This is a genomic window from Terriglobales bacterium (genome assembly GCA_035457425.1).
In the GTDB taxonomy this organism is placed as follows: domain Bacteria; phylum Acidobacteriota; class Terriglobia; order Terriglobales; family Acidobacteriaceae; genus JACPNR01.
On record DATIBR010000180.1, the window covers coordinates 41,836 to 68,626 of the forward strand.

The window sequence follows — 26,791 nt, forward strand, 5'->3', positions numbered from 1 at the left end:
CCAGCTCAGGAGAACCAGCCGTGAAGCGAATCCTCGCCCTTTTCTCTCTGTTTCTCGCCTTCACTCTCACGCAGGCGCAGACCGCGCCGGCGCCGCAGGTCACCGGACCGACCGTCGCGAAGACGCCCGAGTCGGCCACCGAGCCCGATTCCGACACCGCGCAAAAGGAGAAGGAGAAGGAAAAGCCCGGCGCCGCGGCCGACAAGAAGAAGAGCGCGGCGAAAGACGAGCAGGGCAGAGCCGGCGACAAGAAGGAAGAGAAGAAGGACGAGAAAAAGAAAGACCCATTCGCGAGCGGGACGTTCAGCGGCATGAAGCTGCGGAATATCGGGCCGTCGTTCCCGTCGGGTCGCGTCGAGGACGTCGCCGTCAATCCGAACAACAAGGCGGAGATCTACATCGCGGTCGCGTCGGGCGGGGTGTGGAAGACGACGGACGCCGGGTATTCCTGGACGCCGGTATTCGACGGCGAAGGCTCGTATTCCATCGGCGTGGTGCAGCTCGACCCGAAGAATCCATGCGTGGTGTGGGTCGGCACCGGAGAAGACAACTCGCAGCGCTCGGTGGGCTACGGCGACGGCGTGTACAAGTCGGTGGACTGCGGCAAGAGCTGGACGAACGTGGGCCTGAAGCACTCTGAGCACATCGGCGAGATCCTGATCGACCCGCGGGACTCGAACACCATCTACGTGGCAGCGCAGGGGCCGCTCTGGGGACCGGGCGGCGACCGCGGCGTCTATCTCTCGAGGGACGGCGGCAAGACGTGGAAGAAGTCGCTCTACATCTCCGAGAACACCGGCGCGAACGACCTGGCGCAGGACCCGGAAGATCCCGACACGATCTACGCGACGACCTACCAGCGGCGGCGGCACGTTTTCACGCTGATCGACGGCGGGCCGGAAAGCGCGATTTACAAGACGACCGACGGCGGCAAGACGTGGAACACGATCAACAGCGGCCTGCCGAGCGTGGACCTGGGCCGCATCGGCATCGCAGTCTCGCCGGCGGACCGCAACGTGGTCTATGCCGTGGTCGAGGCCGCCGACGGCAAGAGCGGCGTCTTCCGTTCGACCGACCGCGGGGCCAACTGGGAAAAGCGCGCGGACTTCTCGAACGGCGCGATGTACTACGGGCACATCTTCGCCGATCCGAAGAACGTCGACCGGATCTACCTGTCCGACACGTTCACGCGCATCTCGGAAGACGGCGGCAAGACCATCCGCCGGCTGGGAGACAAGCAGAAGCACGTCGACTCGCACGTGGTGTGGATCGACCCCGACGACACCAAGCACCTGATCGTGGGCTGCGACGGTGGCCTGTACGTGAGCTACGACCGCGGCGCGAGCTGGGGATTCATCCAGAACCTGCCGGTAGTGCAGTTCTATGACGTGGCGGTGGACAACTCGTCGCCGTTCTACTACGTCTGCGGCGGCACGCAGGACAACAACTCGATGTGCGGGCCGGCACGGACGCGCAGCGCCAGCGGCATCATCAATGCCGATTGGTTCATCACCAACGGCGGCGACGGCTTCCGCTCGGCCATCGATCCGGAAGACCCCAACACCATCTACGCGGAGTCGCAGTACGGCGGGCTGGTGCGCTTCGACCGCAAGACGGGGGAGATCCTGGGCATCCAGCCGCAGGAGGCGCGCAACGCCGACCCGCACCGCTGGAACTGGGATTCGCCGTTCATCATCAGCCCGCACTCGCATACGCGGCTGTATTTCGCGGCGCAGAAGTTGTACCGCTCGGATGACCGCGGCAACACCTGGCGCGCGATCTCCGGCGACCTGACGCGGCAGATCGACCGCAACAAGCTGCCGGTGATGGGGAAGGTGTGGGGCATCGACGCGGTGGCGAAGAACCAGTCGACCGACTTTTATGGCAATTCGTCCGCGCTGGCGGAGTCGCCGGTGAAGGAAGGCCTGATCTACCTGGGCAGCGACGACGGCCTTATCCAGATCACCGAGGACGGGGGGCAGAACTGGCGCAAGGTCGAGACATTTCCCGGCGTGCCGGCGCTGACCTACGTCAGCCGGATCGCGGCCTCGAACCACGACGCCCACACTGTCTACGCCGCGTTCGAGAACCACAAGAACAACGACTTCAAGCCGTACCTGCTTAAGTCGACCGACGCAGGGAAGACGTGGACATCGATCGCCGGGAACCTGCCGGAGAACCATCCGGTGCTGGCGATCGCCGAAGACCCGGTCAACCCCAAGCTGCTGTTCGCCGGGACGGAGTTCGGCCTGTTCTTCACCTCGGACGGCGGCGCGAAGTGGGTGCAACTGAAGGGCGGGCTGCCGACCGTCGCGATCCGCGACGCGGTCATCCAGAAGAAGGCGAACGACCTGGTGCTGGCCAGCTTCGGCCGCGGCTTCTGGGTGCTCGACGACATCACGCCGCTGCGGCAGGTGACGCCGGCCATGCTCGACCAGAACGCGGCGTTGTTCCCGGCGCGCGACGCGCTGATGTACATCCAGTCGCTGCCATTCGGCGGCTTCGGCGCGGCTTCGCAGGGGACCAACTTCTACTTCGCGAAGAATCCGCCATACGGCGCGACTTTCACGTACTACCTGAAGGAGAAGCTCAAGACGAAGAAGGAACTGCGCCAGGAGCGGGAGAAGGAGGCGGAGAAGAACAAGCAGCAGGCCCCGTTCCCGACCAATGACGAACTGCGCGCGGAATCCGAGGCGGAGGCGCCGCAGGTCTTCCTCGTCGTGTTCGACGACAGCAACACGCCGATCCGGCGCATCCCGGCGTCGAACAGCGCGGGCCTCAGCCGCGTGACGTGGGACCTGCGCTATCCGCCGGCCGAGCTGCCGGAGGGTGGCGGCGGGTTCTACGACGACCCCGAGCTGGCGGCCTTCTTCGGTCCCCAGGGCCCGCTGGTCATGCCGGGCAAGTACACGGCGGCGCTCTACCAGAAACAGGACGGCCAGTTCACCCAGCTCGCCGGTCCGCAGCCGGTGAACGTGACGGTGGAAGGCGTCTCGGAGATGAAGCCGGAGGACCGCAAGGCGCTCTCCGACTTCCAGCACAAGGTGGTGCGGCTGAACCGCGCGGTCTCCGGCGCCGTGAACCTGGCGAACGAGGTGCGTGACCGGCTGAAGAAGATCAAGGAAGCGCTTAACGAGACGCCTGGAAAGTACCAGGAACTCGTGAAGCGCGCCGACCAACTCGAGAAGCGCAATACCGACCTGCTGCGGGAGCTGCGCGGCGACGTGGCGCTGCGGCGGCGTGACATCCCGACGCTGCCTTCGATCAACGACCGGGCGAACCTGATCATGGACGACGAGCGCATGTCGACCTCGCCGCCGACCGAGACGCACAAGGCCAACTTCGCCCTCGCCGCCGAGGACTTCTCGAAGGCTCTGGCGAGCCTGAAGCAGCTGGTCGAGGGCGACCTGGCGACACTCGAGCGCGACATGGAAGCGGCAGGCGCTCCGTGGACGCCGGGACGGGTCCCGTCCTGGAGTCCCGACAGCAAGTAGGGTGATCCTCCGCACGGGGCGGGCCTTTGGCTCGCCCCGCACTTTTTTGTGCTCGCGACAAGTTTTTGTTATGCGGGCGGCGAATTTTTGTCATAGACTTTCCGGGCCCCTTGACCCCTTGGAGGGCCCATGCGCACGACCGCCGCCGCCAAGGCGCCCGAAACCTACCGCGTCGCCATCGTCACTCCTGACGAAGGCGTGCTGCCGGAGGTCGAGGAATTCCTCGCCAAGTATTTTGCCGTGAACTTCCTGCGCTCGGTGCCTGAGCTCCAGCCGCTGCTGGAGGAGGTCGACGCCATCTTGCTCGACATCGACGCGGTCGGCGAGAAGGCGGAAGATGGGATCGGGACCTTGCAGGAGCTGCGAGGGATCAACCAGGACTTCATTCTGATCGCGCTGACGCGCTCGCGCAACCGTGCCATCCGGCTGAAGGCGGGGCAGGTGGCGGACGAGTTCTTCGTTGCGCCGGTCGACTTCCAGGAGCTGCAGATCGTGCTTTCGCGCGCGCTCGAAAAGCGCGAGATGGAGCTGGAAAGCCGCCGCCTGCGCGAGGAGATCGCGAGCAAGTACTCGCTGGGCGAGATTGTGGGCGGCTCTGAGCAGATGCGCCGCGTCTACGACGCCATCACCCGCATCGCCGAGAGCCCCAGCACGGTGATGATCCGCGGCGAGAGTGGCACGGGCAAAGAATTGGTAGCGCGCGCCTTGGTCCGGTTCTCCATGCGCAGCGAGAAACCGTTCGTGAGCGTGAACTGCGCCGCGCTGCCGGAGAACCTGATCGAGGCCGAGCTGTTCGGGCACGAGAAGGGAGCGTTCACCGGCGCCCACGCGGCGCGTGCGGGACATATCGAGCTGGCGCACGGCGGGACGCTGTTCCTCGACGAGATCGGCGCCCTTGACCTAGCGCTGCAGAGCAAGCTGCTGCGGGTCCTGGAAGAACGCACCGTGCAGCGCCTCGGCGGCAAGACTCCCAAGAAAGTGGACTTCCGGCTTCTCACGGCCACTAACGACGACGTGGAAGAGATGGTGCGGACCGGCCGCTTCCGGGAGGACCTCTATTACCGCATCCACGTGGTGCCGATCCATCTGCCTCCGCTGCGGGAGCGGGAGGGCGACATCCCACTCCTGGTCGAGCACTTCCTGCGGGTGTATTGCGCGGCCAATAAGCTGCCGCTGAAGAAGGTGGAGCCGGACGTGATGGATGTGCTCGAGGACTACTCATGGCCGGGGAACGTCCGCGAGCTGGAGAACGTGGTGCAGCGCCTGGTGCTGATGGTGGAGGGAAGCGCTATCACGGTGAAGCACCTGCCGCAGCAATTGCTGGCGTCGTCGGCCGCCAAGCAGGAGGCCCTGCTCATCCCGGAGGAAGGCATCGACTTCGACGAGGAGATGCAGCGCATCGAGACCGCGTACCTGCAAGCGGCGATGCGGCGAGCGGGGGGAAAGAAGGCGGCGGCGGCGCAGATCCTGCGCATCGACTCGCGGCGCATGGCCTATCTCTGCGCCAAGTACCGCATCGAAGGCTGATTCGACAAAAAATTGTTGATACGACGACGAAAAATTTGTCGCCTGAACAGCCACTCACCCGGCGGGTGCCCGTAAGTCGTTGATTCCACGTTGTACCCATTCCCACAGCGGTTTGGCCCAACCCTTGCAACATCAACGGGCGTACGGGTCAAGGGCAGAGCGAGATCAGAGTTCGAAACACTAGAGAGGAAAAGACATGGCGATCCAGAAGAAGTCATTGATCAACAGCCGGGCGGCCCTGAAAAAGGCCATCATCGCCCGTGAGAAGACCAACTTGAGCGGTTCCAAGGGTTTGAGCGGCGCGAAGGGCTTGTCGGGCGCGAAGGGTCTGTCGGGCGCGAAGGGTCTGTCGGGCGCGAAGGGTCTGTCGGGCGCGAAGGGCCTGTCGGGCGCGAAGGGCCTGTCGGGCGCCAAGGGCCTGTCGGGCGCGAAGGGCCTGTCGGGCGCGAAGGGCCTGTCGGGCGCGAAGGGCCTGTCGGGCGCGAAGGGCCTGTCGGGCGCGAAGGGCCTGTCGGGCGCGAAGGGTCTGTCGGGCGCGAAGGGTCTGTCGGGCGCGAAGGGTCTGTCGGGCGCAAAGGGTCTGTCGGGCGCGAAGGGTCTGTCGGGCGCGAAGGGTCTGTCGGGCGCAAAGGGTCTGTCGGGCGCCAAGGGCCTCTCGGGCAGCAAGATGGTCGAGTAAGTCCGACCTCAGGTGTTGTACAAGGGGGAGGGAGGTTGCGAATTCGTTCGCAGCCTCCTTTTTATTTTGGCTACCAGATCTTCCGGCGCACAGTGTTCCAGACGGGCTCCCAGAGCATCGCAACCAGGCTGCGCCAGCCGTGGTAAACCTTCGCGGTGCCGGGCATGCCGAGCAGCAGGGAGCCGTCAGGGTTCGGGATCACGATGGTGACGACGTAGTACTTCGGCGGACGGATGCCCTTGTATTCGGCATGCGGCGTCAGTCCCGCCTGGATGTCTTCGGAAGCAGGCAACACGGAATCCACGGTCCCCGTAAGGGGAAGGAGACGGCCTTCCGGCAGGAGACTGGCCTTCGCGCCGACGGTAACCTTGCGGAGGTCGAATTCCGGCACATAGAGGCGGGCCTTCAAAGTGGACGTGTCCGCCACCTCGAGCAGCTCGACGCCTTCCTTGACGTAGCTATTGGCGAGGTCCTCAGGCCGCGGGCTGGCCACCACGCCGTCGCGCGGGCTCCGGACGACCAGCCGATCCATGCGGTCCCTGGTCCCTTCCGCATCGGTACGCGACTGGTTGCGCGCGTTCTGTGCCTTGGCGAAATCCAGCGAGCGAAGTTGCGCCTCGTTCAGCTCCGCTTTGGCGTAGACGAGCTGTGCGTTCGCCTTCCCAGCGGCCGACTCCACGTCAAAATTCCGCACCCGCATCAACACGTCGCCTGCTTTCACGCGCTGGCCTTCCGAGACGTTGACCAGCTCGACCCGGCCGGGAACGGCGGCGCGCAACACGGAGGTAGCGTTGGGTTCAAGAACGTAGCGACCTTCCACCGAGTCGCGCCAGATGGGGGCGAAGAGGAGTACCGCCGCGGCGACTGCGGCCGCGACCCGGCGCCGGGGCGTGAACCACGCCCGCACGCGCTCTTTCTTGTCGAGATAAACCGTCTTCATAAAGGCCACCAAGGTCTTGATCCGGGAGCGGAAGATGAGGAGCCCGGCCAGCGTCGCTGGAATGAACGCCCAGTCGCCGCTGAAGCCGCGCGTGATGTTCCCCGCGAAGCGCGCAACGAAATACAGGATGGTGTAGCTGTAGAGGCCCGAGGTGAGGGCGTAGAAGACGTAACCGAAACGCCGCTTCTTGGGGACATAGGGGATCTCGATGGGCAGGCGCCAGAAGTACTTCTTCACCAAGGCCGAGGTATAGGCGGTCGAATCCTCTTTCAGGTTGGGGATGGAGATGATCTCGGTGAGGAGGTAGTAGCCGTCGAGCTTGATGAGCGGGTTCCAGTTGAAGAAGATGACACCGAGACCGGTGATCAGGATCATCTTGTAGGCGAAGTCGTGGACCCAGCTGCCGTAGGGAGTGACGTACCAGAGCGGCGTGGCGATGGCGCAGATCATCATCTCCGACCACGCGCCTGAGACGATGGTCACCACGCGCTGCCACTTGCCGGCATAGACCCAGGCTTCGGTGACGTCGGTGAAGAACGCGGGCGTCAGGTACACGAGGTGGAAGCCCATGCGATGGACGTGCCCGCCGTAGTGCTTGCACGAGATGCCGTGGGCGGTCTCGTGAATGAACAGGACGAAGCAGGCGAGCAGCCAGAACTCGGCGATCTCCCAGCCGCTCTTCGCGGTCATGTTGTAGAACTGCAGCGTGTCGACGCCGATCTCTTCCCACTTGATGAAGAAGATGTATCCCATCAGCAGGAAGGACGCGACGGTGAGCAGCGTGAACCACGGTGTGTACATGAAGCTGAGCGCGCGGTTCACCACCTCCAGGTAGTTGTCGGGGTCCCAGGCGTTGAACTCGATGTGGGAGACGTCGCCGAAGCGCGATTGTTTCTTGGCCTGCAGGGCGCGCCCTTCGGCCAGCTTCTGCCGGAGCGCGATGTTCTTCTCCAGCGGAGTCTTGAACCAGAAGTCGACGGCGTCGAGCTCCTCGGCATACGTGCGGATCTCTTCCGGGCTATAGCGCACGCCGCTCTGCTGGGCATAGAGCTCCGCGATCTCCTCGTAGGAGCGCTTGCCGTCAAAGAGATTGACGATGGCCCATTGCTCGGGCGTGAAGGTGAACAGCTCGGGACGCTTGGAGATGACCGCGCTGACGACGCGCTCGTCGCCTTCCATGTGCTCTCGGCCGACCAGCGACGGGTGCAGGCGGAAGTATCCCTGGCGTTGCGCGTGGATGGGGATCTCAGGGAGCGCGACGTTCAGAGTCTCGGTAAGATTCATGGCAAGGCGCGAGTTCTATTTCGGGTGTTCGAAGCTGATGTTCGCCGACATGCCGGGCCGCAGGTCCTTGCCGGGCGAGACGACTTCGGCGGCGACCTCGATCGTGCCGCTGGCGGGATCGACGACCGGGCTCACTAGGACGATCTTGGCGGCGTGCTTCATCTCGGGTGCGTCCGCGACGGTGAGCTCCAGCATGTCCCCTTTTTGCACCCTGCCGATGTATTTTTCAGGAAGCGTGAAGCGGACGCGGAGCGGGGAAGTCGCGGTCACCCAGAATAAGCGCTCGCCGGCCGTGACCTTATCGCCGGCACGGACGTAGCGGCGTCCGACGACGCCGGCGAATGGAGCGACGATGCGGATCTTCGCCAGCTCGACTTCGGCGCCCTTGAGCTGCTCGCGCGCGCTTTCCAGGCTTGCGCGGATGCGTTCGGTCTCGAAGCGGGCGCCCTGCGTCTTGTAGCGCGCCTTGTCGAGTTCCTGCGCGGTGACCAGGCCGGACTCCGCTAGCTTCTCCATCCTGGCCAGCTCGGCCTCCTGGGCCTTCACTTCGTATTCCCAGCCCTTCACATCGAATTCCAGGCTGCGGACGCGGGCGGCGGCGCCGTTGCGCTCGGCCAGGGCCTGCCGGCTGTCCAACTCAGCCAACAACTGCCCCTGTTTCACCTGCGATCCGATGTCGGCGACGACGCGGCTCATCATGCCATCGCGCTGGGCTTCGACCTCGACCTGGTTCTCGACGATGAGCGGGCCGCTGGCGATGACGCCGTCGTCGGGGCCGGTGGTGGTGGCCGCAGTTGCTTTTGTGACAGCGGGATTGGGCGCGGTCTCCGTCTTCGCCGCCGACGCATTCGAGCCGCTGCAGCCGGCCAGGAACATCGCCAGCGGGAGCGCTGCCATCCACAGACCCTGTTTCACGTCGAGCCTCCTCATCGTCCTCACCACGGCAACCAGGACCAGGCCTTCGACCAGGCCCACATCCCAAGCTTGCGGAACATCACGTATCCGACCGAATGGTAGCCCGGTACGGAGACCTTCCCCCGTCCCTGCATTCCGGAACGAACCAGGCCCTCGGGGTTGTCGATGGTCACGCGCGCGAAGTACACGCGATGTTCGCCTTCGGGCGTGCTCATCGGGCTGACCACGTCCACGGTCCCGTCATAAGTCTTGGTCGGCAGCGCCTCAAGCTTGACCCAGCCTTTCACGCCCTGGCGCAGCAAGCCGGCGTCGCCTTCGGGGATGGCAACGTCCACGACGGCGTGGGAGGTATCGATGACCTCGGCGAATGGGTCGCCGGGCTCGAGGTGGCGGCCCGTGAAGGTCTCAATGTGCGGGGTGGCCACGACGCCGGCGATGGGGGCGCGCAGCTTGGTGCGGTCGAGCCGCTCCTGCGCCCGGCGGACCTCGGCGGTCCAGTAATCGGCGTTGGCGCGGGTGGCGCCGGCGGTGGCGCCGTCGCCAGTGGCGAGCGCCCGACTCATGTCGGCCATGGCGTCGGCGCGCTTGGCTTCGGCGGCAGCCAGGGCCGACTTGGCGTCCCAGTCTTCCATCTCGGCGATGACCGTACCGGGGGCGACGCGTTCGCCTTCCTTGACGAGCACGCGGCGCACCACGCCTTCCACTTCGGGCTGAACCTGCGCGCGCAGGGCAGGCGCGACGGTGGCGTCGCCGTCCAGCCGCATCGGCATCGGCGTGACCGCGAGCAGCACCAGGCCGACGACGGTGGCAGTGATGTAAGTCTGGCGGCGGCGCTTTCCCAGCCGCATGAAACGGTCTCTCTTCTGGAGGAGCGGCTCGAGAATGCCGATGAAGGGGACTTCCTTGTACATCTCGGCATTGCGGATGGCAACCGTCGCCTGGCCCGCGAGCACCTTGATCATCTCGAAGTGCGCTTCGTTGAGGAAGTCGGGATCGCTGCTCTCGAAGGTGATGATGCCGACGCGGCCCTGCTCGTCGCTGAGGGGCAGGGCAAAGAAGCCGCGCGCTCCGCTTTCGGCGAAGTAAGCGCGGAACTTTTCCTCGCTCGATTCTGGAGACGCCTTGATGGTCTCCTCGCGCTGGGTGGCGTAGACCTCCTGCTGCACGCCGGCGACCCAGTGCACGAGGTCGTCGAGCCGGCGGATGTTGGGGTCGGTGTTGTCGACGCGGGCTTCGCCGGTCACCGCCTTCATCACCATCTTGCCGTGCTGGTCGAGCGATAGGGTGGCGCGCTCGTACGGGATGACCTCCTGCGGGCCATCGACTACGGCCTGTAGTACGCGCTCCAAGTGAAGCGTGGAAGTGATCTCCTTGCTGACCTTGACCAGCGTTTCGAGGATCTCGACCTTGCGCTCGGCCTGCAACAAACTCGCGTTATGCAGCGCGCTCGCGGCAGTCTCGCAGATGGTGGTGAGCAGGAAGAGGTCGTCTTCGTCAAAGTTGCTACCGTCGAAACGATTCATGACTTCGACGACACCGACCTCTTTTCCTTTCTCCAGAACGGGCGCGAGCATGGCGCAATAGGCGCCCTCAGTCTGCCGTCGTTGCAGCCGCTCGTCGTCTGCGCTCTCGATCAGGATCGCTTCGCCCTTGTCGGACACCTCGGCCGCGAGCCCTTCGCCTGCCTTCTGGATGGCGCCGAGTTCGTAGCGGGGATCGTCTCCGGCCTGTCCGGTCAGGACAAGTTCATCACCGTCGACGAGCCAGAGGTTCACGATGGGGGCGTTGAGGATCTCCTGGAATTTGGAGCAGATGATCGGCACGAGCGAGTCGAGCTCGAGCGTGCTGTTGAAGACCTTCTCGAGGTCGTACATCTGCGTGACGCGGGTGATGGACTCGAGCTGCTGGTTACGCTCGTTCTCGTAAATGATGGCGGAGCCCAGCCCGGTCGCCGCCACCGAGGCACACTCGATCGCGGGAGCGATGGCGGCTTCGGTCAGCGACTTGCCGAAGCCGATGAGCTCGATGCCGCCGATGAGCGTTTCCTCATCGATCAACAACGGGATGTAAGCGAGCGAGCCCACGGTCCGGCGCACGTTGAGGTGCGAGTAGTCTTCGCGGGCGAGGTCGGCGACCTCGTAGAGCAAAGGCTCGCGCCGCTCGGCGAGTTCGCCCAGAGTGCCGGCATGGAACTCGACGGTGGCATCCTGGAGGGCGATCTCGCCCTGGACGGCGGCGGCGGACCACTCGGGCGCGTTCTGATCGTGCACGACGTAGAGGATGACCGCGGTGTCGGGGAGCATCCCGGCGATGAAGTTCGCGACGATGCGGGCGCGTGGCCCGACCTCTCGCTCCGCGAGCAGCGATGCAGCCAGCTCCGCCAGCGGAACGGAGAAGCCCGGACTCTGAGTCGCCATGCAGCGGCTCCTTCTGTCGAGAAGTCTGAGGAATGCGGCTTGCAACCGCCAGGAGACTATTGCGCTTGCAAAATCCGGCAGGTTCTCTTAATTTGAGCGCGCACTGTAGCAAACAGGTATTGAGGTGTCAATCAACACCTTAGCTGTAGAGCGCCCGTCCCCGGAGGCCGTGCTTGGAGATCGACGTACGAAAGAAAGAAGAAGTCCAGGTCATCCATCTCCACGGCGATTTGAAGATCGGCGACCCCGTCGACTCCTTCCGCCAGACCGTTGAAGAGCTTTTCGGCCAGGGCGACAGCCGCATCGTGGTCGATGTCGGCGACGTCCCCATGATCGACTCCAGCGGCATCGGAGCGCTGGTGCGGCTTCTGACGATCGCTAAGCAGCGCGGCGGCGCACTCAAGCTCGTCAATCCCTCGAAACTTGCCGTCCAGACCCTGAAGATCGTTGGCCTGCTGAACCTGTTCGAGATCTACGAAGATGAAGGCCAAGCGGTCTCGTCGTTCAACTAGGAGATCCAGGAGTCGGGGTCCTGCGAAGCGGGCGGTGCCGCGCCCGCGCATCTCCACGGTCATCTTCGACCTCGACGACACACTCTACGACTGCTTTCGCCAGCGCGTGCAGTCGGCTCATCGCCACGCCGCTGGGGTGATGGCCGAGCATGGCGTCAACGGGACGCCGGAGCAGATATTCCGGGAGCGAATGAAGGCGTTCCAGACGGATCCGCAGCTCCATCACATCGATATCGCCGTGATTCGAAAACTGGGCGTGAAGGAATGGGCGAATCCTGCGTTGATCGAGATGCGCTCGCGCGCGGCGTACTTCTCCACCCCGGTCGGGAAGCTCACGCTGTTTCCCGCCAGCCTGCGCGTCTTGCGAACGTTCGCCAAGCGAGGCGTGCGCAACTTCATCGTCAGCTTCGGAGATCCCGAAACGCAGCACGCGAAGGTGCGCTCGCTGGGGCTGGACACTGAAGCTTCGGTGAGGAAGGTCTTCTACGCCGACACCGGCAAGCTTCTGACCAAGGAAGCCATCTTCAGGGTCATCCAGCAGCACGAGGAGCCGGACCCAAGCAAGATCCTGGTCGTGGGCGATCGGCCGTCGAGTGAGATCAAGGCAGGGAAGGCGCTTGGCTTCCACACGGTGCGGCTGCGCCACGGAGAGTTCTCGTCGCTCGACCCGGCCGGACCGGAAGAGGAGTCGGACCGGACGATCCATTCGATCGGCGACGTATTGCGCCTGCCGTACCGCTTCGGCAAATGAAAAAGGGCGGGCCGAAGCCCGCCCTGCCGCAAGTACTGACTACCAGACTCCTTTATCGCTCCCCGTCACCCGGTAGGCCACCGCGGCAGCCGTGGCCAGCGGCGGTAACAGCGACAAGCGGAAGGTCCCCTCAACGTCGCCGCGCAGCGCTGTCTTGGTGATCTGCGTGGTGTAGAGGTGGGCGCCATGCGGCATGATGGGCACACGCAGGAATTTGGCGCGGACGTTCACCTCGTTGCCGTTCACGCGCGCGGCCTCCAGCACCTCGGCGGGAAGATTCAGCGGCGTGCCGGTGAACTGCGCGACCTTGTCGGACACGATCTTGAGGTAGCTAGCCACACCGGCCCAGATGCCGGCTTGCTCGCTCGCCTGCCGGAGCTCGCGGTAATCGATGCGCCCGGCGGCGACGTCGTTGGCGGTGTTCACGATGTCGCACACGCGGAAGTAGAAGTGGCGGTACATCCGTTGCAGAGTCGCCACGATAAGTGCCTCTTCCGGCGCGGGCGCCTGGTAGATGAGACCCATCAGCGTCTTGGGCTGCCGGCGGGAGACGAAGCGCTCTGCCAGATGCGTGTGTTCGCCGGTTTGTCCCAGGCGCTGCGCGTGGACTTCGACCGCCTCCGGCAGGTCGGGCACGGCGAAGTTCCACTTGTTGGCCAGGCGGTCACCCCAGCTCCGCGCCTCGATGTGCGCGTTGAATCTCGAGACCATCACGCGGATGACCTTGCGCTCGCTCGCCGTGGTGTAGAGATCGAGGTCGTTGCCCAAGTCAGGCCAGTGCTCGAGCGACTTCATGACGACGGTCGCGCAGCCCGCGGCTTCCAGGGCCTCGACGATGCCATGCAGCCTGGTAAGCGCGTTCTCGATGCGGGCGCGCTCCTTCTCGATGGCGGCGGCAGCCCAGCGCTCCACGGCGGTGTCGCCTTCCGCCAGCGCGATGGCGCGAAGCGGCTCGAGCGCACGAATGATGACGTGATGCGAGTCCGCCAGGGCGACGAACTCGTCGCGCTCGGCGTCCTTCAGTGAGGAGACAAGCCGGTAGGCGTCTTGTGCCTGGGTCGGGTTCAGCGTGAGGGTCAGGAGTGCGTGGACGTATTCCTTCTCGCGAGCCAGCGGAGCAGCCATGGGTTCTATGAGGTCCTTCGGAGCAGATGAGCCCGGGAGGGCGCGTACATCGGAGTTGGATGAGAGCGGCTGCTGCTGAGTTTGCCGGTGCGCTCCGGCCCGTATAATGGCGCGTTCTGCACAGGAGAGCCGATTGGCCTACCAGGACCTGAGAGACTGGATCGCCGAGCTCGACCGCACCGGCGAACTGAAACGCGTCACGGCGGAGGTCGACCCCATCCTTGAGATGACCGAGGTGACCGACCGCGTCTCGAAGCAGAAGGCGGCCGGCGGGCGGCCCGCGGGTGGCCCGGCGCTGTTGTTCGAGAAGGTGAAAGGACACCCTGGCGCCAAGGTGCTGATCAACCAGTTCGGCTCGGAGCGGCGGATGCGGATGGCGCTCAGGGTCGACTTGCTCGACGAGATCGCCCAGCGCATCCACCAGTTCCTCGACGTCAAGTCGCCTGAAGGTCTGCTCGACAAGATCAAGATGTTGCCGATGCTGGCGGACGTCGGAAAATTCTTTCCCAAGACGGTCGCGACCGGTCCATGTAAGGAAGTCGTCAAGAAGGCGGACGCCTCGCTGCTGGATCTTCCGGTGCTGCAGTGCTGGCCCAAGGATGCCGGGCGGTTCATCACGCTACCGTTGGTCATCACGCGCGACCCCAAGAGTGGGAAGCGCAACGTCGGCTGCTACCGGATGCAGGTGTACGACGCCAAGACCGCGGGCATGCACTGGCAGCGGCAGAAGGTCGGCGCGGAGCACTACCGCGAGGCGATGCGGCGGGCAGCCGCAGGCGCCGAGGGCGGCAACGCCGCTGCCGTCGATGTGATGGCACGCTCCGGCGGTGGAGCTATCGCCGCGCAAGGGGATCGGCCCGCGGGCAGGCTCGAGGTAGCGGTCGCGATCGGCACCGACCCGGCGCTCACTTTTTCGGCTATCGTTCCGGCGCCGCCGGACGTGGAGGAGTTCATGATCGCCGGCTTCCTGCGGCAGAAGCCGGTCGAACTGGTGAAGTGCGAGACGGTGGACCTGGAGGTGCCTGCTTCGGCGGAGATCGTCCTCGAAGGCTACGTGAACCTCGACGAGCTCCGCACCGAAGGGCCGTTCGGCGACCACACCGGTTTCTACTCGCTGGCCGACGAGTACCCAGTCTTCCACGTCACCTGCATCACACACCGCAAGGACCCGATCTACTCCACGACCATCGTCGGGAAACCGCCGATGGAGGACGCCTGGATGGGCAAGGCGGTCGAGCGCATCTTCCTGCCGCTGATGCGGGTCACGCTGCCGGAGATCGTCGACGTGAACCTGCCGGTCGAGGGCGTCTTTCACAACCTGATGATCGTGTCGATCCGCAAGTCCTACCCCGGCCACGCCCGCAAGGTGATGAGCGGCATCTGGGCGATGGGGCAGGCGATGTTCACCAAGTGCATCGTGGTGGTGGACGAAGACGTCAATGTGCAGGACCTGGGCGAGGTCACGCTGAAGGCGCTGAACCACATCGATCCGGAGCGCGACATCCAGTTCACGCTCGGCCCGGTCGACTCGCTCGATCACGCCTCGCGCCTGCCGAACTTCGGCTCGAAGATGGGGGTCGACGCCACGCGCAAGTGGCCGACCGAGGGCTTCAACCGCCCTTGGCCCGACGAGATCGTGATGGACGACAAGACGAAACGGCGCGTCGACCAGATCTGGAAGTCGCTAGGCCTCGACTAGGCGGGAGGAGCTCGTGAAGGGACGTTTCCTCGGCGTGGTGCTGGCGCTCTCTGGGGTCTTGACTGCGCAAACGCACAAACCGCGCGCCCGCGACCTCGGGGTCCCCTTCGACGGCCGGGCGGGCAAACTGAACGCCATCACGGACGTGGCCGGAGTCGAGGTCGGCTATACCACCCTCATCTCCGGGGAGGGCAGACTGCGGGTCGGACAAGGGCCGGTGCGGACCGGCGTGACGGCGATCCTGCCGCGCGGCAAGGCCTCCTCCGACCCCGTCTTCGGGGCTTGGTTCTCGCTCAATGGCAACGGCGAGATGACCGGGACGACGTGGCTGGAGGAATCCGGCTTTCTCGATGGCCCGGTAATGATCACCAACACGCACAGCGTGGGCGTGGTGCACGATGCGGTCATCGCCTGGCAGCGACGGCGCGCGCCCAGCGGCGACTCGTGGTCGCTGCCTGTGGTAGCCGAGACATGGGATGGGCTGCTCAACGACATCAACGGCTTTCACGTAAAGCCGGAGCACGCCTTTCACGCGCTCGACTCGGCGGCGGGCGGGGCCATCGCCGAAGGCAACGTCGGCGGCGGTACGGGGATGGTCTGCAACGAGTTCAAGGGCGGCACCGGCACGGCATCGCGCCTCGTCGAGATCGAGAAGACGCAGTACACCGTCGGCGTCCTGGTGCAATGCAACTACGGTTTGCGGCCGAACCTGCTGATCGCGGGAGTTCCGGTCGGCAAGGAGATACCGGAGGAGCCCGCCTACAAGCAGGAGGCCGGGTCCATCATCATCGTGGTCGCGACCGACGCGCCCTTGCTGCCGCAGCAGTTGAAGCGGCTGGCCCGGCGCGCGGCCATGGGGGTGGCGCGAACGGGCAGCATCGCCGGCAACGGTTCGGGAGACATCTTCATCAGCTTTTCGACTGCCAACCCGGGTGCGGCCACCGCAAAGGGAACGGCCTCGGCCCGCTTTCTCCCCAACGAACAAATGAATCCCTTGTTCCAGGGCACCATCGAAGCGGTGGACGAAGCCATCGTCAATGCCATGGTCGCGGCCGAGACGATGACCGGGGTCGACGGTCACCGGGTCATTGCACTGCCACACGAGCGGCTCCGTGAAGTCCTGAAGAAGTACAACCGGCTGGCGCATTAGGAGGGAAGTTGGGAACGAATCGCGAATTCATCACTGTTGCCAGGGAGCTGCGCGAGGTCCTGAAGCTCGCGCAGCCGATCCTGGAGCGCATGTCCGACGCGGAAGCAGCGCGGCCGCACGCGCCGGGCAAGTGGTCGCACAAGCAGGTCCTCTCGCACCTGGTGGACTCGGCGTCGAACAACCACAGCCGTTTCACCCGCGCCGCGCTGGAGGGCGCGCTGAAGACGACCAGCTACGACGCCGACGGGCTGACCGAGCTGCAGCGGCCGAACGAGCTCGACTGGCGCACCCTTACCCAGCTTTGGGTGAACTACAACCTCTTCCTGGCGCACGTGATCGAGCGGCTGCCGGCGTCTGCCGCGGACAATCGCTGCGAGATCTCGGGCGACATCGCCGGAACGCTTAGCTTCATCGTGCGGGACTACTTGGAGCACCTGAAGCACCACGTCAACCAGGCGGCGGGCCTCGACCTGCCGAGCGCCTACGCCGCCGCAGCGAAAGGATGACAATGCCGACCTCGTACAAAGAGCTGCCCGCCTGGCAGCGCGGCGTCGAACTCGCGAAAGAGGTCTACTACTTTTCGAAAGAGTTCCCGGTGGAGGAACTCGACGGGCTGACGCAGATGATGCGACGCACCGCCGTGCTGGTGCCGTGCAAGATCGCGAGCGGCCACGCCATCGCCGAAGAGCAGTACCTGCGCCGGAACTTGGTCAAGGCCGAGGGCCTGCTCTACGAACTGGAGACGCAGGTCACCATCGCGCACGAGTTGAAGTTCTGCACCGCCGACGCCAAGAGCGACCTGGTCGCGCTCATCGTCACCGAGCAGCGGCTGGTGGGGCAGCTGATTAGCAAGCTCGACCGCAAGGCGAAGTAAAAAAGGGCGGCGCGCACGCCGCCCCTAGGCGAACCCAAGGCCTACTTGTGGCTTTTCTCCGCGCCGCTCATCGCCGGCGTTGCTGCGCCTTCGTAAGAATCGATCGAGATGAGGAACGCGTTGCGGTCGGAGTAGTCGAACTGGTGGCCCATGACGTCCGCGGTGTGGTTCATGGACTTGTACATCCAAAACCCGCTGTTGTTCTGCGCGCCGAAGTAGTTCACGTTTTTCAGCACGACGCCCTTGCCGTCCATGCCAGGCTCGCGCTTCAGCTTCATGTGCGCCATCTGACCGCCGCCGAGCTTGGCTTCGACCACGTCGCCGCCGAAGTTCGTGATCTCGATGGGTGCCTCCTGCACCTTCAGCTCGGACCACTCCAGCCCGTACGTCTTCAAGATCATCGGCGCCAGGGCATCGCGCTGCTCCTTGGTGGTGGCGGGGTCGAAGGAGACGACGACCCACGCGCCCTTCTTGTCGGTGCCCCACTTGTCGCCGAGATCGCCGGTGATCCAGTACTTGGCGCCGGCCAGGTTGGTCTTGCCGTTGTGGCCCTCGCGCACCTTCACCGCCATGTTGAATTCGCAGGTCGGGTGCTCGGCGTGTTTGTTGAAGTAGCACGGGCAGAACAGGTGGCAGGAACAGGCTTCCACGTAGTCGGCTTTCATCCGCCACGCCGGGCCGGCCGGCTTCGCAGCCATTAGGGCGATGACCGCGACCAACAGGAAAGAGATGCGTGCCAGGCGATTCATTTCACAGCCTCCTCGAAATGAGCTGCAATAGGGGCCGCAAGTATACGCCTGTCTCAGGGGATGGCGGCCAGCACATCCGACACCAGCGCATTGTCGCTAAAAGTCCGGCTGACGTACGCGAACAGGTCGCGGTCGCCGGGCGCAAAAATGAAACTGGCGCCGAGCTGGAACGGGTCCTGGCCCAGCTTATGCTGGAGATACCCGGCGGCCTTCGCGCGCTTGCGGGCCTTCGCGTTGTCGCCCCGGAGCAGGTGGAGGATGTTGGCCTTGCGCAGGTCGGCGGCCCGGTAGGCCGCGCGCTGGTCGTCGAGGAGGAGAGGAAAGGTGATACCGGTCTCTTCGCGAAAGAGGCGGGCGTAGTTCGCGTCGCCCAGGCCGATCGCGGCGAGGTTAGCGCCCTTGGCGGTGAACTCGGGTTGGTGCGCGCGCAACTGCGCGACGTGCTCGCGACAGAAGATTCAGCCGTAATGCCGCAGAAAGACGACCACCGCCGGGCGGTCGGCCCAGAGCGACCCCAGCCGGACAGTTTTACCGTCGGGATCGGGCAGCGTAATGCCCGCGAGCCTGGCCGCGAGGGACATCGGGCGATTCTCCGGCCGCGTTCGGCCGCTGTCAACGCGGCAGGCAATCGACAAGGCTGCGGCGACTGTTTATCCTGTCCAGGTGAGCGTTCTCCGCGACATCGGCGCGATCCTCAAGGGAATGTCGGTCACCTTCCGGGAGATGTTCGCCCCGACGGTGGTCGAGAACTACCCGGACGGGAAGGGGCCGCTCAAGGGCGCCGTGTTCCAGGAGCGGTTCCGCGGCGTGCACGTGCTGCAGCGCGACGAGAACGGCCTGGAGAAGTGCGTGGCGTGCTTCCTGTGCGCGGCGGCGTGTCCCTCGAATTGCATCTACATCGAGGCCGCCGAGAATACCGCGGAGCGCCGCGTCTCGGGCGCCGAGCGCTACGCCGCGGTATACAACATCGATTACAACCGCTGCATCTTCTGCGGCTACTGCGTGGAGGCGTGCCCGACGGACGCCATCACGCACGGACACGGCTTCGAGCTGGCGACCTTCAATGCCTCGAACCTGATCTACCGCAAGGAACAGCTCCTGGCACCGGTAGGGGCGCCGGCGCAGCCGGTGCAGGCGCCCAAGGATGTACTCGGGCAGCCGGGCGTCCACCCCTCGGCCGCTGCGCGAATGCCGGGCGACCCCGGCAACCGTCCCGCGCACGCGCGCTAACCAGCTAAAATCAAAGCACCCCAGCACCAGCAGCACAGCCAAAGTGTCTGACTTCCTCAAGCTCGTTGCCGAGCGCGTCGTGGTTTACGACGGCGCCATGGGCACCAACATCCAGGTGCGCCAGCCATCGGTGGACGACTATTGGGGCAAGGAAGGGTGCAACGAACTGCTGGCGCTCAGCCGGCCCGACATCATCCGCGACATCCATGCCAGTTTCTTCGCGGCCGGTTGCGACGTGGTTGAGACCAACACCTTCGGGGCCACCTCGATCGTGCTGGGTGAGTACCAGTTGGAGTCGAAGGTCGGCGAGATCAATCGAGCCGCGGTGCAGCTGGCGAAGGATGCCGCGCGCGACTTCTCGACCAAGGAGAAGCCGCGGTTCGTCGCGGGTTCTATCGGGCCGACCACCAAGCTGCCGTCGCTCGGCCACATCGGCTTCGACGCAATGGTCGCCAGCTACATGGAGCAGATCACGGCGCTCATCGAGGGCGGCGTCGATGTGCTGCTGGTGGAAACGTGCCAGGACCTGCTGCAGGCCAAGGCCGCGCTGGTCGCGTGTTTTGAAGCGATGAACCACACAAGCAGGCGGTTGCCGGTGCAGTGCCAGGTCACGCTCGAAGCCAACGGCACGATGCTGCTGGGGACAGAGATCGGCGCGGCCCTCACCGCGCTCGAACCCTACGACGTGGACGTCATCGGCCTGAACTGCGCGACCGGTCCGCGCGAGATGAACGACGCGGTCCGCTATCTCTGCCACAACTCGCCGAAGCACGTCTCGGTGCTGCCGAACGCGGGCCTGCCGCAGAACGTGGGCGGGAAAGCCGTCTATGGGCTCGCGCCGCAGGAGTTGGCGGAGTACCACAAGCGGTTCGTCTCAGAGTACGGCGCGCGCATCGTCGGCGGATGCTGCGGGACCACGCCGGAGCATCTGAAGGCCGTGGTCGAGGCGGTCCGCGGGCTCGAGCCGGCAAAGAGGCAAGTCACGCCGACCGCCGCGGCCTCGAGCGCGTACTCGATGGTGCCGCTCGACCTTGACCCGAAGCCGCTGATCGTCGCGGAAGAGATGAACACGACGACGCGGGTGGAGCACTTCCGCAACCTGGTGCGCGGCAAGAAATATGACGACATCCTCGCGCTTGCCAAGAAGCTCGTGAGCGAAGGCTCGCACATGCTCGACCTGTGCTGCGCCATCGTCGGTGAGGACGAGAAGGGCTACATCACGTCGGTACTGGAGAAGATCGCGACCCGCGTGCCCGCGCCCATCCTGGTCGATTCGACCGAAGCGGACGTGCTGGAGGAGGCGCTCAAGCGCATCCCTGGCAAGGCCATCATCAACTCCATCAACCTGGAGGACGGAGAGAAGCGGACGTCGAAGGTGTTGCCGATGGCCAAGCGCTACGGCGCGGGCGTGATCGCGCTCACCATCGACGAAGACGGCATGGCGCTCACGGCCGAGAAGAAGACGGCGATCGCGAAACGCATCTTCCAACTCGCGACCCAGAAGTACGGCATCCGGCCGCAAGACCTTATCTTCGACGCGTTGACGTTGCCCATCTCGACCGGGCAGGACGAATATCGCAGCGCCGGCATCGAGACGCTGAAGGCGGTTCGCCAGATCAAGCACGAACTGCCGGAGTGTCACACAATCCTCGGCGTCTCGAACATCAGCTTCGGGCTGAATATCTACGCGCGGCGTGTGCTGAACTCGGTCTTCATGCATGAGGCGGTGAGCCACGGTCTCGACATCGCCATCGTCAACTACAGCAAGATCTATCCGTTATTCAAGATCCCTGAAGCAGAGGTTGAACTTGCCCGCAAGCTCATCTTCCACGACACCTCGAACGGCGACCCGCTGCAGGCCTACATCGCGCACTTCGTCGGCCTGGAGAGGGGACCGGAAGTGGAGCGCGTCCACGCGGAGGAACTGAGCGTCGAGGACAAGCTCGAGCACTGCATCATCTCTGGGGAGAAAGCACTGGGCGAGGGTCCACGCCGGCAGTCGCTCGATCAGATCCTGGAAGGGGCGCTCGCGAACTACTCGCCACTGGAGCTCATCAACAACGTGCTGCTCGACGGCATGCGCACCGTGGGCGAGCTGTTCGGCGCGCGCAAGATGCAGCTGCCCTCGGTGCTCGACTCGGCCGCCGTCATGAAACAGGCGGTGGCGTATCTCGAGCCGAAGATGGAGAAGGCGGAGGGCTCGCAGAAGGGGACGATCGTCCTCGCCACGGTGAAGGGCGACGTCCACGACATCGGCAAGAACCTAGTGGACATCATCCTGTCGAACAACGGCTACAAGGTCGTGAACCTGGGCATCAAGCAGCCGGCGGACGCGATCATCCGAGCGGCGCAGGAGCACAAGGCAGACGCGATCGGACTGAGCGGGCTGCTGGTGAAGTCCACGGTCGAGATGAAGTACGTGCTGCAGGACCTGGCGCAACAGCAGCTCGAGTTCCCGGTGATCTGCGGCGGCGCCGCGCTGACGCGCAAGTACGTGGAAGACGACCTGCGCCGTGAGTACCAGAAAGGCGTCTTCTACGGGGAAGATGCGTTCAGCGGGCTGCACATCATGGAAGATCTCACGGTAACCGACGGCGCACGCGAGAAGCGGCTGGCGGAGGGCCGCGCGGTGAAGGAGTTCGCGCGCGCCGCGACAGCAACTGCCACAGTCGACGCGGACGTGCCGGTGCAGCCTTCCAACGCGATCCAGCCCGCTCCGGACATCCCGCAGCCGCCGTTCTGGGGCGTGCGTGCAGTGACCGACGGGTTCAACCTGCGCCACGTGTTCAACTACGTGAACGAGACGGCGCTCTTCAAGAACCAGTGGCAGCTCAAGACGGCCTCACAAGAGGATTACAAGCGGCTGGTCGACACCAAGTTTCGCCCGCTGCTGAAGCAGCTCGAAGATGAGATGGTCGCCAACGAGGTGCTGCAGCCGAAGGCGGTCTACGGTTGGTTCCCGTGCCAGAGCGACGGGAATGACGTGATCGTCTATGATTCGCCGGAGTCGAGGCGCGAGATCCAGCGCTTCACCTTCCCGCGCCAGCGCGAGGGAAGGCGTCTCTCCATCGCGGACTTCTTCCTGCCCAGGTCGTCCGGGAATCTCGACGTGATCGGAATGTCGGTCGTGACGGTGGGCGCCCGCGCGAGCGAGGAATCGCACAAGCTGTTCGAACACGGCGAGTACACGCGTTATCTCTATTTCCACGGGCTGGGCGTCGAGACGGCCGAAGCCCTAGCGGAGCTGCTCCATAAGGTCATGCGGAGCGAGCTGGGAATCGCGGGCGACGACGGCCCGCGCGTCACCGACCTGTTCCACCAGAAGTATCGCGGCTCGCGCTACTCGTTCGGATATCCGGCATGCCCGAACCTGGAGGATCAGACGAAGATCTTCGCGCTGCTCAAGCCGGAGGAGAATATCGGGGTGCGCCTGACGAGCGGCTTCCAACTCGAGCCGGAGCAATCGACCAGCGCGCTGGTCGTCCACCACCCCCAGGCCAAGTACTTCATGGTGTAGCTTGCAAGCGGGTACTGCGCCCGCTAACATCGGCGTTCTCCCCCGGGGCTCCCAGGCGCGCGGAGGTGCCTAGCCTTGATCGGCCGCACCGTTTCGCACTACCGCATCCTCGATAAGCTCGGCGGTGGCGGCATGGGGGTGGTGTACAAGGCCGAGGACGTCAACCTCAAGCGCCTGGTTGCGGTCAAATTCCTCTCCGAGCAGCTCTACAACGACCCGCTGGCGCTGGAGCGCTTCGAGCGCGAGGCGCGCTCCGCCGCGCTGCTCAATCACCCGAACATCTGCGGCATTTACGAGATCGAAGAGGACGAGGGCAAGCCCGTCCTGGTGATGGAGTACCTGGAGGGCGAGCCGCTCTCGCATCGCATTGGCGGGCAGCCGATGGACCCGCGCGAGCTGGTGGCCATCGCGGTGAAGGTCGCCGAGGCGCTGGAAGCTGCGCACGCGCAGGGCATCATCCATCGCGACATCAAGCCCGGGAACATCTTCCTGACGAAGCTGGGCCCCAAGGTGCTGGACTTCGGCCTGGCGAAGGTGATGGAGCCGATCACGCAGGCGCAGGATGAGACCGCCAGCGGGCTTCCCTTCGCGGAAGAGTCCATCTCCACCGCCGACCAGATGCCCGGCACGGCGTTTTACATGTCGCCCGAGCAGGTGAAGGGGCAGGAGATCGACGTGCGTTCCGACCTGTTCTCGTTCGGCACCGTGCTCTACGAGATGGCGACCGGGGAACGTCCGTTCAAGGGGCGCAACGTCGTACTCACGCTGCACTCCATCATTCATCGGCGGCCGCTGGCGCCGCGGCAGGTAAACCCGCGCGTCCCAGCGCGGCTGGAGACTGTCATCGGCAAGGCGCTCGAAAAAGACCCGGCGAAGCGGTACCAATCCGCGACCGAGTTGCGCAAGGACCTGGAGATCGTGCGCCGCGAACTGGAGCTGCTGGCGGCGGGCGGCAAGCTGCCGTCGCGGATGACCGCGACCTCGACGGGCGCCTTCCGCGCCAAAGGGTCGCGCCGCTCGCGCTACATCCAGATGGCGCTGAGCGTGGCGTTGCTGATCGCCGTGGTTGCGATCGCGGCGTTCTGGAGGAAGACGCAACGGGGCGGCGGAACGGTGCAAGCCGGGCTGAATACTGTCGCCGTGTTGCCATTCCGAAACTCCACGCACGACCCCACGGCGAACTTCCTCGGTATCGCGTTGGCCGACGAGGTGGCGAGCACGCTGACGTACGCGCCGTCGCTCGAGGTCCGCCCGATGACCTCGTCGGAGAAATACGCGGACAAGGACCCGCAGGAGGCCGGGAAGTCGCTGCGGGTGGCCACCATCCTCGGCGGCCACTTCCTGCGGACCGGCGATGAGACGCGCGTGACGATCGAGGCGATCGACGTGGATTCGAACCGGCTGCTCTGGAAGGGAGAGGTCGCCGGGCCATCGAAGGACCTGACGCCGCTGCAGGAGAGGCTCGCGGGATTGGTGCGCCGCGAACTGCTTCCGGTGCTGGGCGCGACCTCGCTGGAGAGCGCCACGCGGCCGCGCAACCCGCAGGCCTACGACCTGTTCCTACGGAGCGTTTCCATTCCGCACGACCCGGCGCCCAACAAGGAAGCGATCAGCAACCTGGAACGCTCGGTCGGCCTCGACCCGAGTTACGCCCCCGCCTGGGACGCACTGGGGCGCCGCTACTACTACGACGCTTCGTATGCCGGCGGCGGCCGCGAGACTTTCCAGAAATCCAACGCCGCGCACGAGCGCGCGCTGGCGCTCGATCCTAACTTCGTTCCCGCGGCCGCGCACCTCACGCGCAACTGGGTGGAACAGGGCGAGCTGGCGAAGGCGTACCAGAAAGCGCAGGAACTGCTCCGCCAACGCCCGAAATCCGCCGAGGCACACTTCACGCTGTCGTACGTCTTGCGTTATGCGGGGCTGCTCAGGGAAGCCGGCAAGGAGTGCGACAGCGCCGTCGGGCTCGATCCCGGGAACTTCGTCTACCGCTCTTGCACCCTCGCTTTTGCGGAGCAGGGGGAGGCCGACCGGGCCATGGAATACCTGCGCCTCGACTCCGGCTCGGAGTACGCCACCAACCTGCTGCCGACGGTGCTCCTGCGGCAGGGCAAGATCGAGGAGGCGCGCGAGGCTGCGGCAAAGGTGACGCGGAATACCGTCTGGTTCGGAGACATGGTGCGGGCCTGCCTGGATTCGGCGCAGGGAGGGGAAGCGCAGAACCTGGCGCATGCTGCCGCGCCCATCCTGCTCGGCTTGCGCGATCCCGAGCTCAAGTACCTGCACGCGACCGTGCTGAGCTATTGCGGGCAGAAGGACCTGGCGCTGCAATTGCTCCGCAGCTCGATCGCGCAGAACTACTGCGCCTCGGAAGCGCTCGACAAGGACCCGCTGCTGGAGAAGATCCGTGGCGAGGCGATGTTCGCGGAGCTGAAGGCCGCCGCGCAGCACTGCTCAGCGGCCATCCCCTCAGGCAGCAGCCCCTAGAGACGTCAGATATAGATCACGCCTTTCAGCACCAGCCAGAGCGTGACGGACGCCACGATCAGCCATAGCGCGACACCTTGCAGCAGCGGCCGCGGGCCAACGCGCTTCAGCGTGGCCTTTGAGATCCCGGCGCCGATCAGGAAAAGGGTTACCGTCAGGCCGAGCCGCCCGGCTGTGAACATGGCGTGGAAGACAGGCGTTCCGTGGGGGAGGTACGTGTTGAGCATCGCCGCGAGCACGAAGAAGGCGATGAACCAAGGCCACTGGATCCTGGCCTTGTGGCGCTTGACCAGCGCGGTGCCGACAGAGAGTGGCACGATCCACAGAGCACGCGCGAGTTTCACCGTGGTCGCGACGGCGAGCGCGACAGCGCCGAACTTCGCCGCGGCGCCGACGACCGAGCTGGTGTCGTGGATGGCGAGCGCGGACCACAACCCGAATTCGTTCTGCTGCAAACGCAGCCATCCGCCGACGACGGGAAAAACGAAGAGGGCGACCGAATTCAGCACGAAGACGGTACCCAGGGAGACGGCGATCTCTTCCTCCTCCGCGTCGAGGATGGGAGCCACCGCCGCGATGGCGCTGCCGCCGCAAATAGCCGTCCCGGCGCTGATGAGGAAGGAAGTCCGGGAGGGCACGCCTAACAGCCGGCCGAGCGCTGTGCCGAGTATCAGAGCCGCCGCGATCCCCACAGCGGTGTACACGAATCCTGACTTGCCGGCTCGCCAGACGTCATACAGATTCATCCCGAAACCGAGCGCTACGACGGAGGCCTGCAGCAGGACTTTGGTGTAGCGTCGTGCCTGAGCCTGGAACGGGTGCACGAACAGCATGCCGAAGGCGAGCCCGAGAGCGAGCGCAACGGGAGGCGAAATGAGTCCGCTCGCGCTCAGGAGCAGAGCAACCAGGAAGATGATCTTGGCGGCCAAGGTCAGGCGAGTCTAGCAGGTGGGAATGATGGCGGAGAGGGAGGGATTCGAACCCCCGATACCCTTCCGGGTATGGCCGCTTTCGAGGCGGCTCGTTTCAACCACTCACGCACCTCTCCGCGTCAAGGACAGCGGCCAGTAGCCAGTGGTCGGTGGCCAGTGACCGTACGAAATGATGGCGCGACGTTCGTCGCGCCGGCTTCTATCTTATCAAACCTGCTGCTGGCCTTCGGCGGAGGCGGGGCCGCGGCGCTTGCGGAAGAACGCCTGCATCATCTCGGCGCAGCGGCCGCCGAGGACCCCCCAGGTGACTTCCATCTTGTGGTTGAGTTCGGGCGCGTTGATCACGGTCATGACCGAGTGCACTGCGCCGGCCTTGGGGTCGTCGGCGCCGTAGATGAGCCGCCGGACGCGCGCGTGGGTGATGGCGCCGGCGCACATCGCGCACGGCTCGATGGTGACGTAGAGTTCGCACTCGCCCAGACGGTAGTTGCCGATGGCGCGCCCGGCCT

General features: G+C 65.0%; 19 protein-coding genes, 1 tRNA gene and 1 pseudogene. 12 read left to right on the top strand and 9 right to left on the bottom strand.

Annotated features, from left to right (window positions below):
- Positions 1-20: 20 nt before the first annotated feature.
- The 3 genes from VLA96_13960 to VLA96_13970 all read left to right on the top strand — a co-directional run bounded on the left by VLA96_13960 (position 21) and on the right by VLA96_13970 (position 5,700).
- A complete protein-coding gene (locus tag VLA96_13960; GenBank protein ID HSE50308.1) occupies positions 21-3,494 on the top strand; it encodes a hypothetical protein in 3,474 nt (1,157 codons plus the stop codon).
- Between the two features lie 129 nt (positions 3,495-3,623).
- Positions 3,624-5,021: a sigma-54 dependent transcriptional regulator gene (locus VLA96_13965; GenBank protein ID HSE50309.1), complete on the top strand. Its 1,398-nt coding sequence runs from the start codon at positions 3,624-3,626 to the stop codon at positions 5,019-5,021.
- 196 nt (positions 5,022-5,217) lie between these two features.
- Positions 5,218-5,700 carry a collagen-like protein gene (locus VLA96_13970; GenBank protein ID HSE50310.1) on the top strand — a complete coding sequence of 161 codons (483 nt, stop codon included), beginning with the start codon at positions 5,218-5,220 and terminating at the stop codon, positions 5,698-5,700.
- A gap of 70 nt (positions 5,701-5,770) precedes the next feature.
- Here the strand turns inward: VLA96_13970 and VLA96_13975 are convergent, their stop codons facing one another.
- From VLA96_13975 to VLA96_13985, 3 genes are read right to left on the bottom strand one after another with little or no spacing between them, the layout of a single operon-like run.
- A complete protein-coding gene (locus tag VLA96_13975) occupies positions 5,771-7,924 on the bottom strand; it encodes an HlyD family efflux transporter periplasmic adaptor subunit (GenBank protein ID HSE50311.1) in 2,154 nt (717 codons plus the stop codon).
- A 15-nt stretch (positions 7,925-7,939) separates the two neighbouring features.
- The gene (locus VLA96_13980; protein HSE50312.1) at positions 7,940-8,821 is read right to left on the bottom strand and encodes an efflux RND transporter periplasmic adaptor subunit; all 882 of its coding nucleotides are present in this window, start codon (positions 8,819-8,821) and stop codon (positions 7,940-7,942) included.
- 38 nt (positions 8,822-8,859) lie between these two features.
- On the bottom strand, positions 8,860-11,256 hold the full coding sequence (locus VLA96_13985) for an efflux RND transporter periplasmic adaptor subunit (GenBank protein ID HSE50313.1): 2,397 nt from the start codon (positions 11,254-11,256) through the stop codon (positions 8,860-8,862).
- Between the two features lie 173 nt (positions 11,257-11,429).
- Here VLA96_13985 and VLA96_13990 point away from each other — a divergent pair, with 173 nt between their 5' ends.
- Together VLA96_13990 and VLA96_13995 are read left to right on the top strand one after the other, a co-directional pair.
- Complete coding sequence (locus tag VLA96_13990) at positions 11,430-11,768, top strand: STAS domain-containing protein (GenBank protein HSE50314.1); 339 nt, start codon at positions 11,430-11,432, stop codon at positions 11,766-11,768.
- Between the two features lie 34 nt (positions 11,769-11,802).
- Positions 11,803-12,519: an HAD family hydrolase gene (locus VLA96_13995; protein HSE50315.1), complete on the top strand. Its 717-nt coding sequence runs from the start codon at positions 11,803-11,805 to the stop codon at positions 12,517-12,519.
- A 39-nt stretch (positions 12,520-12,558) separates the two neighbouring features.
- Here the strand turns inward: VLA96_13995 and VLA96_14000 are convergent, their stop codons facing one another.
- Positions 12,559-13,644 carry a hypothetical protein gene (locus VLA96_14000; GenBank protein ID HSE50316.1) on the bottom strand — a complete coding sequence of 362 codons (1,086 nt, stop codon included), beginning with the start codon at positions 13,642-13,644 and terminating at the stop codon, positions 12,559-12,561.
- A gap of 106 nt (positions 13,645-13,750) precedes the next feature.
- Between VLA96_14000 and VLA96_14005 the strand changes: the two genes are divergently transcribed.
- From VLA96_14005 to VLA96_14020, 4 genes are read left to right on the top strand one after another with little or no spacing between them, the layout of a single operon-like run.
- Positions 13,751-15,343: a UbiD family decarboxylase gene (locus tag VLA96_14005; protein HSE50317.1), complete on the top strand. Its 1,593-nt coding sequence runs from the start codon at positions 13,751-13,753 to the stop codon at positions 15,341-15,343.
- 13 nt (positions 15,344-15,356) lie between these two features.
- Entirely contained in the window at positions 15,357-16,493 is a 1,137-nt protein-coding gene (locus VLA96_14010) for a P1 family peptidase (GenBank protein ID HSE50318.1), read from the top strand.
- An 8-nt stretch (positions 16,494-16,501) separates the two neighbouring features.
- Positions 16,502-16,999, top strand: a complete 498-nt coding sequence (locus VLA96_14015) for a DinB family protein (protein HSE50319.1) — start codon at positions 16,502-16,504, stop codon at positions 16,997-16,999.
- 2 nt (positions 17,000-17,001) lie between these two features.
- On the top strand, positions 17,002-17,367 hold the full coding sequence (locus VLA96_14020; protein HSE50320.1) for a four helix bundle protein: 366 nt from the start codon (positions 17,002-17,004) through the stop codon (positions 17,365-17,367).
- 41 nt (positions 17,368-17,408) lie between these two features.
- Here VLA96_14020 and VLA96_14025 read toward each other — a convergent pair whose 3' ends face one another.
- Together VLA96_14025 and VLA96_14030 are read right to left on the bottom strand one after the other, a co-directional pair.
- Positions 17,409-18,116 carry a DUF1326 domain-containing protein gene (locus VLA96_14025; GenBank protein ID HSE50321.1) on the bottom strand — a complete coding sequence of 236 codons (708 nt, stop codon included), beginning with the start codon at positions 18,114-18,116 and terminating at the stop codon, positions 17,409-17,411.
- 53 nt (positions 18,117-18,169) lie between these two features.
- Positions 18,170-18,694, bottom strand: a pseudogene (locus VLA96_14030) (peroxiredoxin-like family protein).
- A gap of 85 nt (positions 18,695-18,779) precedes the next feature.
- On the opposite strand from VLA96_14030, the gene nuoI reads away from it, so the two are divergent.
- The 3 genes from nuoI to VLA96_14045 all read left to right on the top strand — a co-directional run bounded on the left by nuoI (position 18,780) and on the right by VLA96_14045 (position 25,350).
- A complete protein-coding gene (gene nuoI, locus VLA96_14035) occupies positions 18,780-19,346 on the top strand; it encodes an NADH-quinone oxidoreductase subunit NuoI (GenBank protein ID HSE50322.1) in 567 nt (188 codons plus the stop codon).
- A gap of 43 nt (positions 19,347-19,389) precedes the next feature.
- Positions 19,390-22,863, top strand: a complete 3,474-nt coding sequence (metH, locus tag VLA96_14040) for a methionine synthase (protein ID HSE50323.1) — start codon at positions 19,390-19,392, stop codon at positions 22,861-22,863.
- A gap of 75 nt (positions 22,864-22,938) precedes the next feature.
- Positions 22,939-25,350, top strand: coding sequence for a protein kinase (locus VLA96_14045; GenBank protein HSE50324.1), 2,412 nt, complete (start codon positions 22,939-22,941; stop codon positions 25,348-25,350).
- Between the two features lie 5 nt (positions 25,351-25,355).
- Here the strand turns inward: VLA96_14045 and VLA96_14050 are convergent, their stop codons facing one another.
- From VLA96_14050 to VLA96_14060, 3 genes are all read right to left on the bottom strand, one after another.
- Positions 25,356-26,279 carry a putative sulfate exporter family transporter gene (locus VLA96_14050; GenBank protein HSE50325.1) on the bottom strand — a complete coding sequence of 308 codons (924 nt, stop codon included), beginning with the start codon at positions 26,277-26,279 and terminating at the stop codon, positions 25,356-25,358.
- 29 nt (positions 26,280-26,308) lie between these two features.
- Positions 26,309-26,398 (bottom strand) — tRNA-Ser (locus VLA96_14055).
- Between the two features lie 91 nt (positions 26,399-26,489).
- Positions 26,490-26,791 (bottom strand): nucleoside deaminase (locus VLA96_14060; GenBank protein ID HSE50326.1); only part of this gene is annotated, 302 nt, incomplete at its 5' end.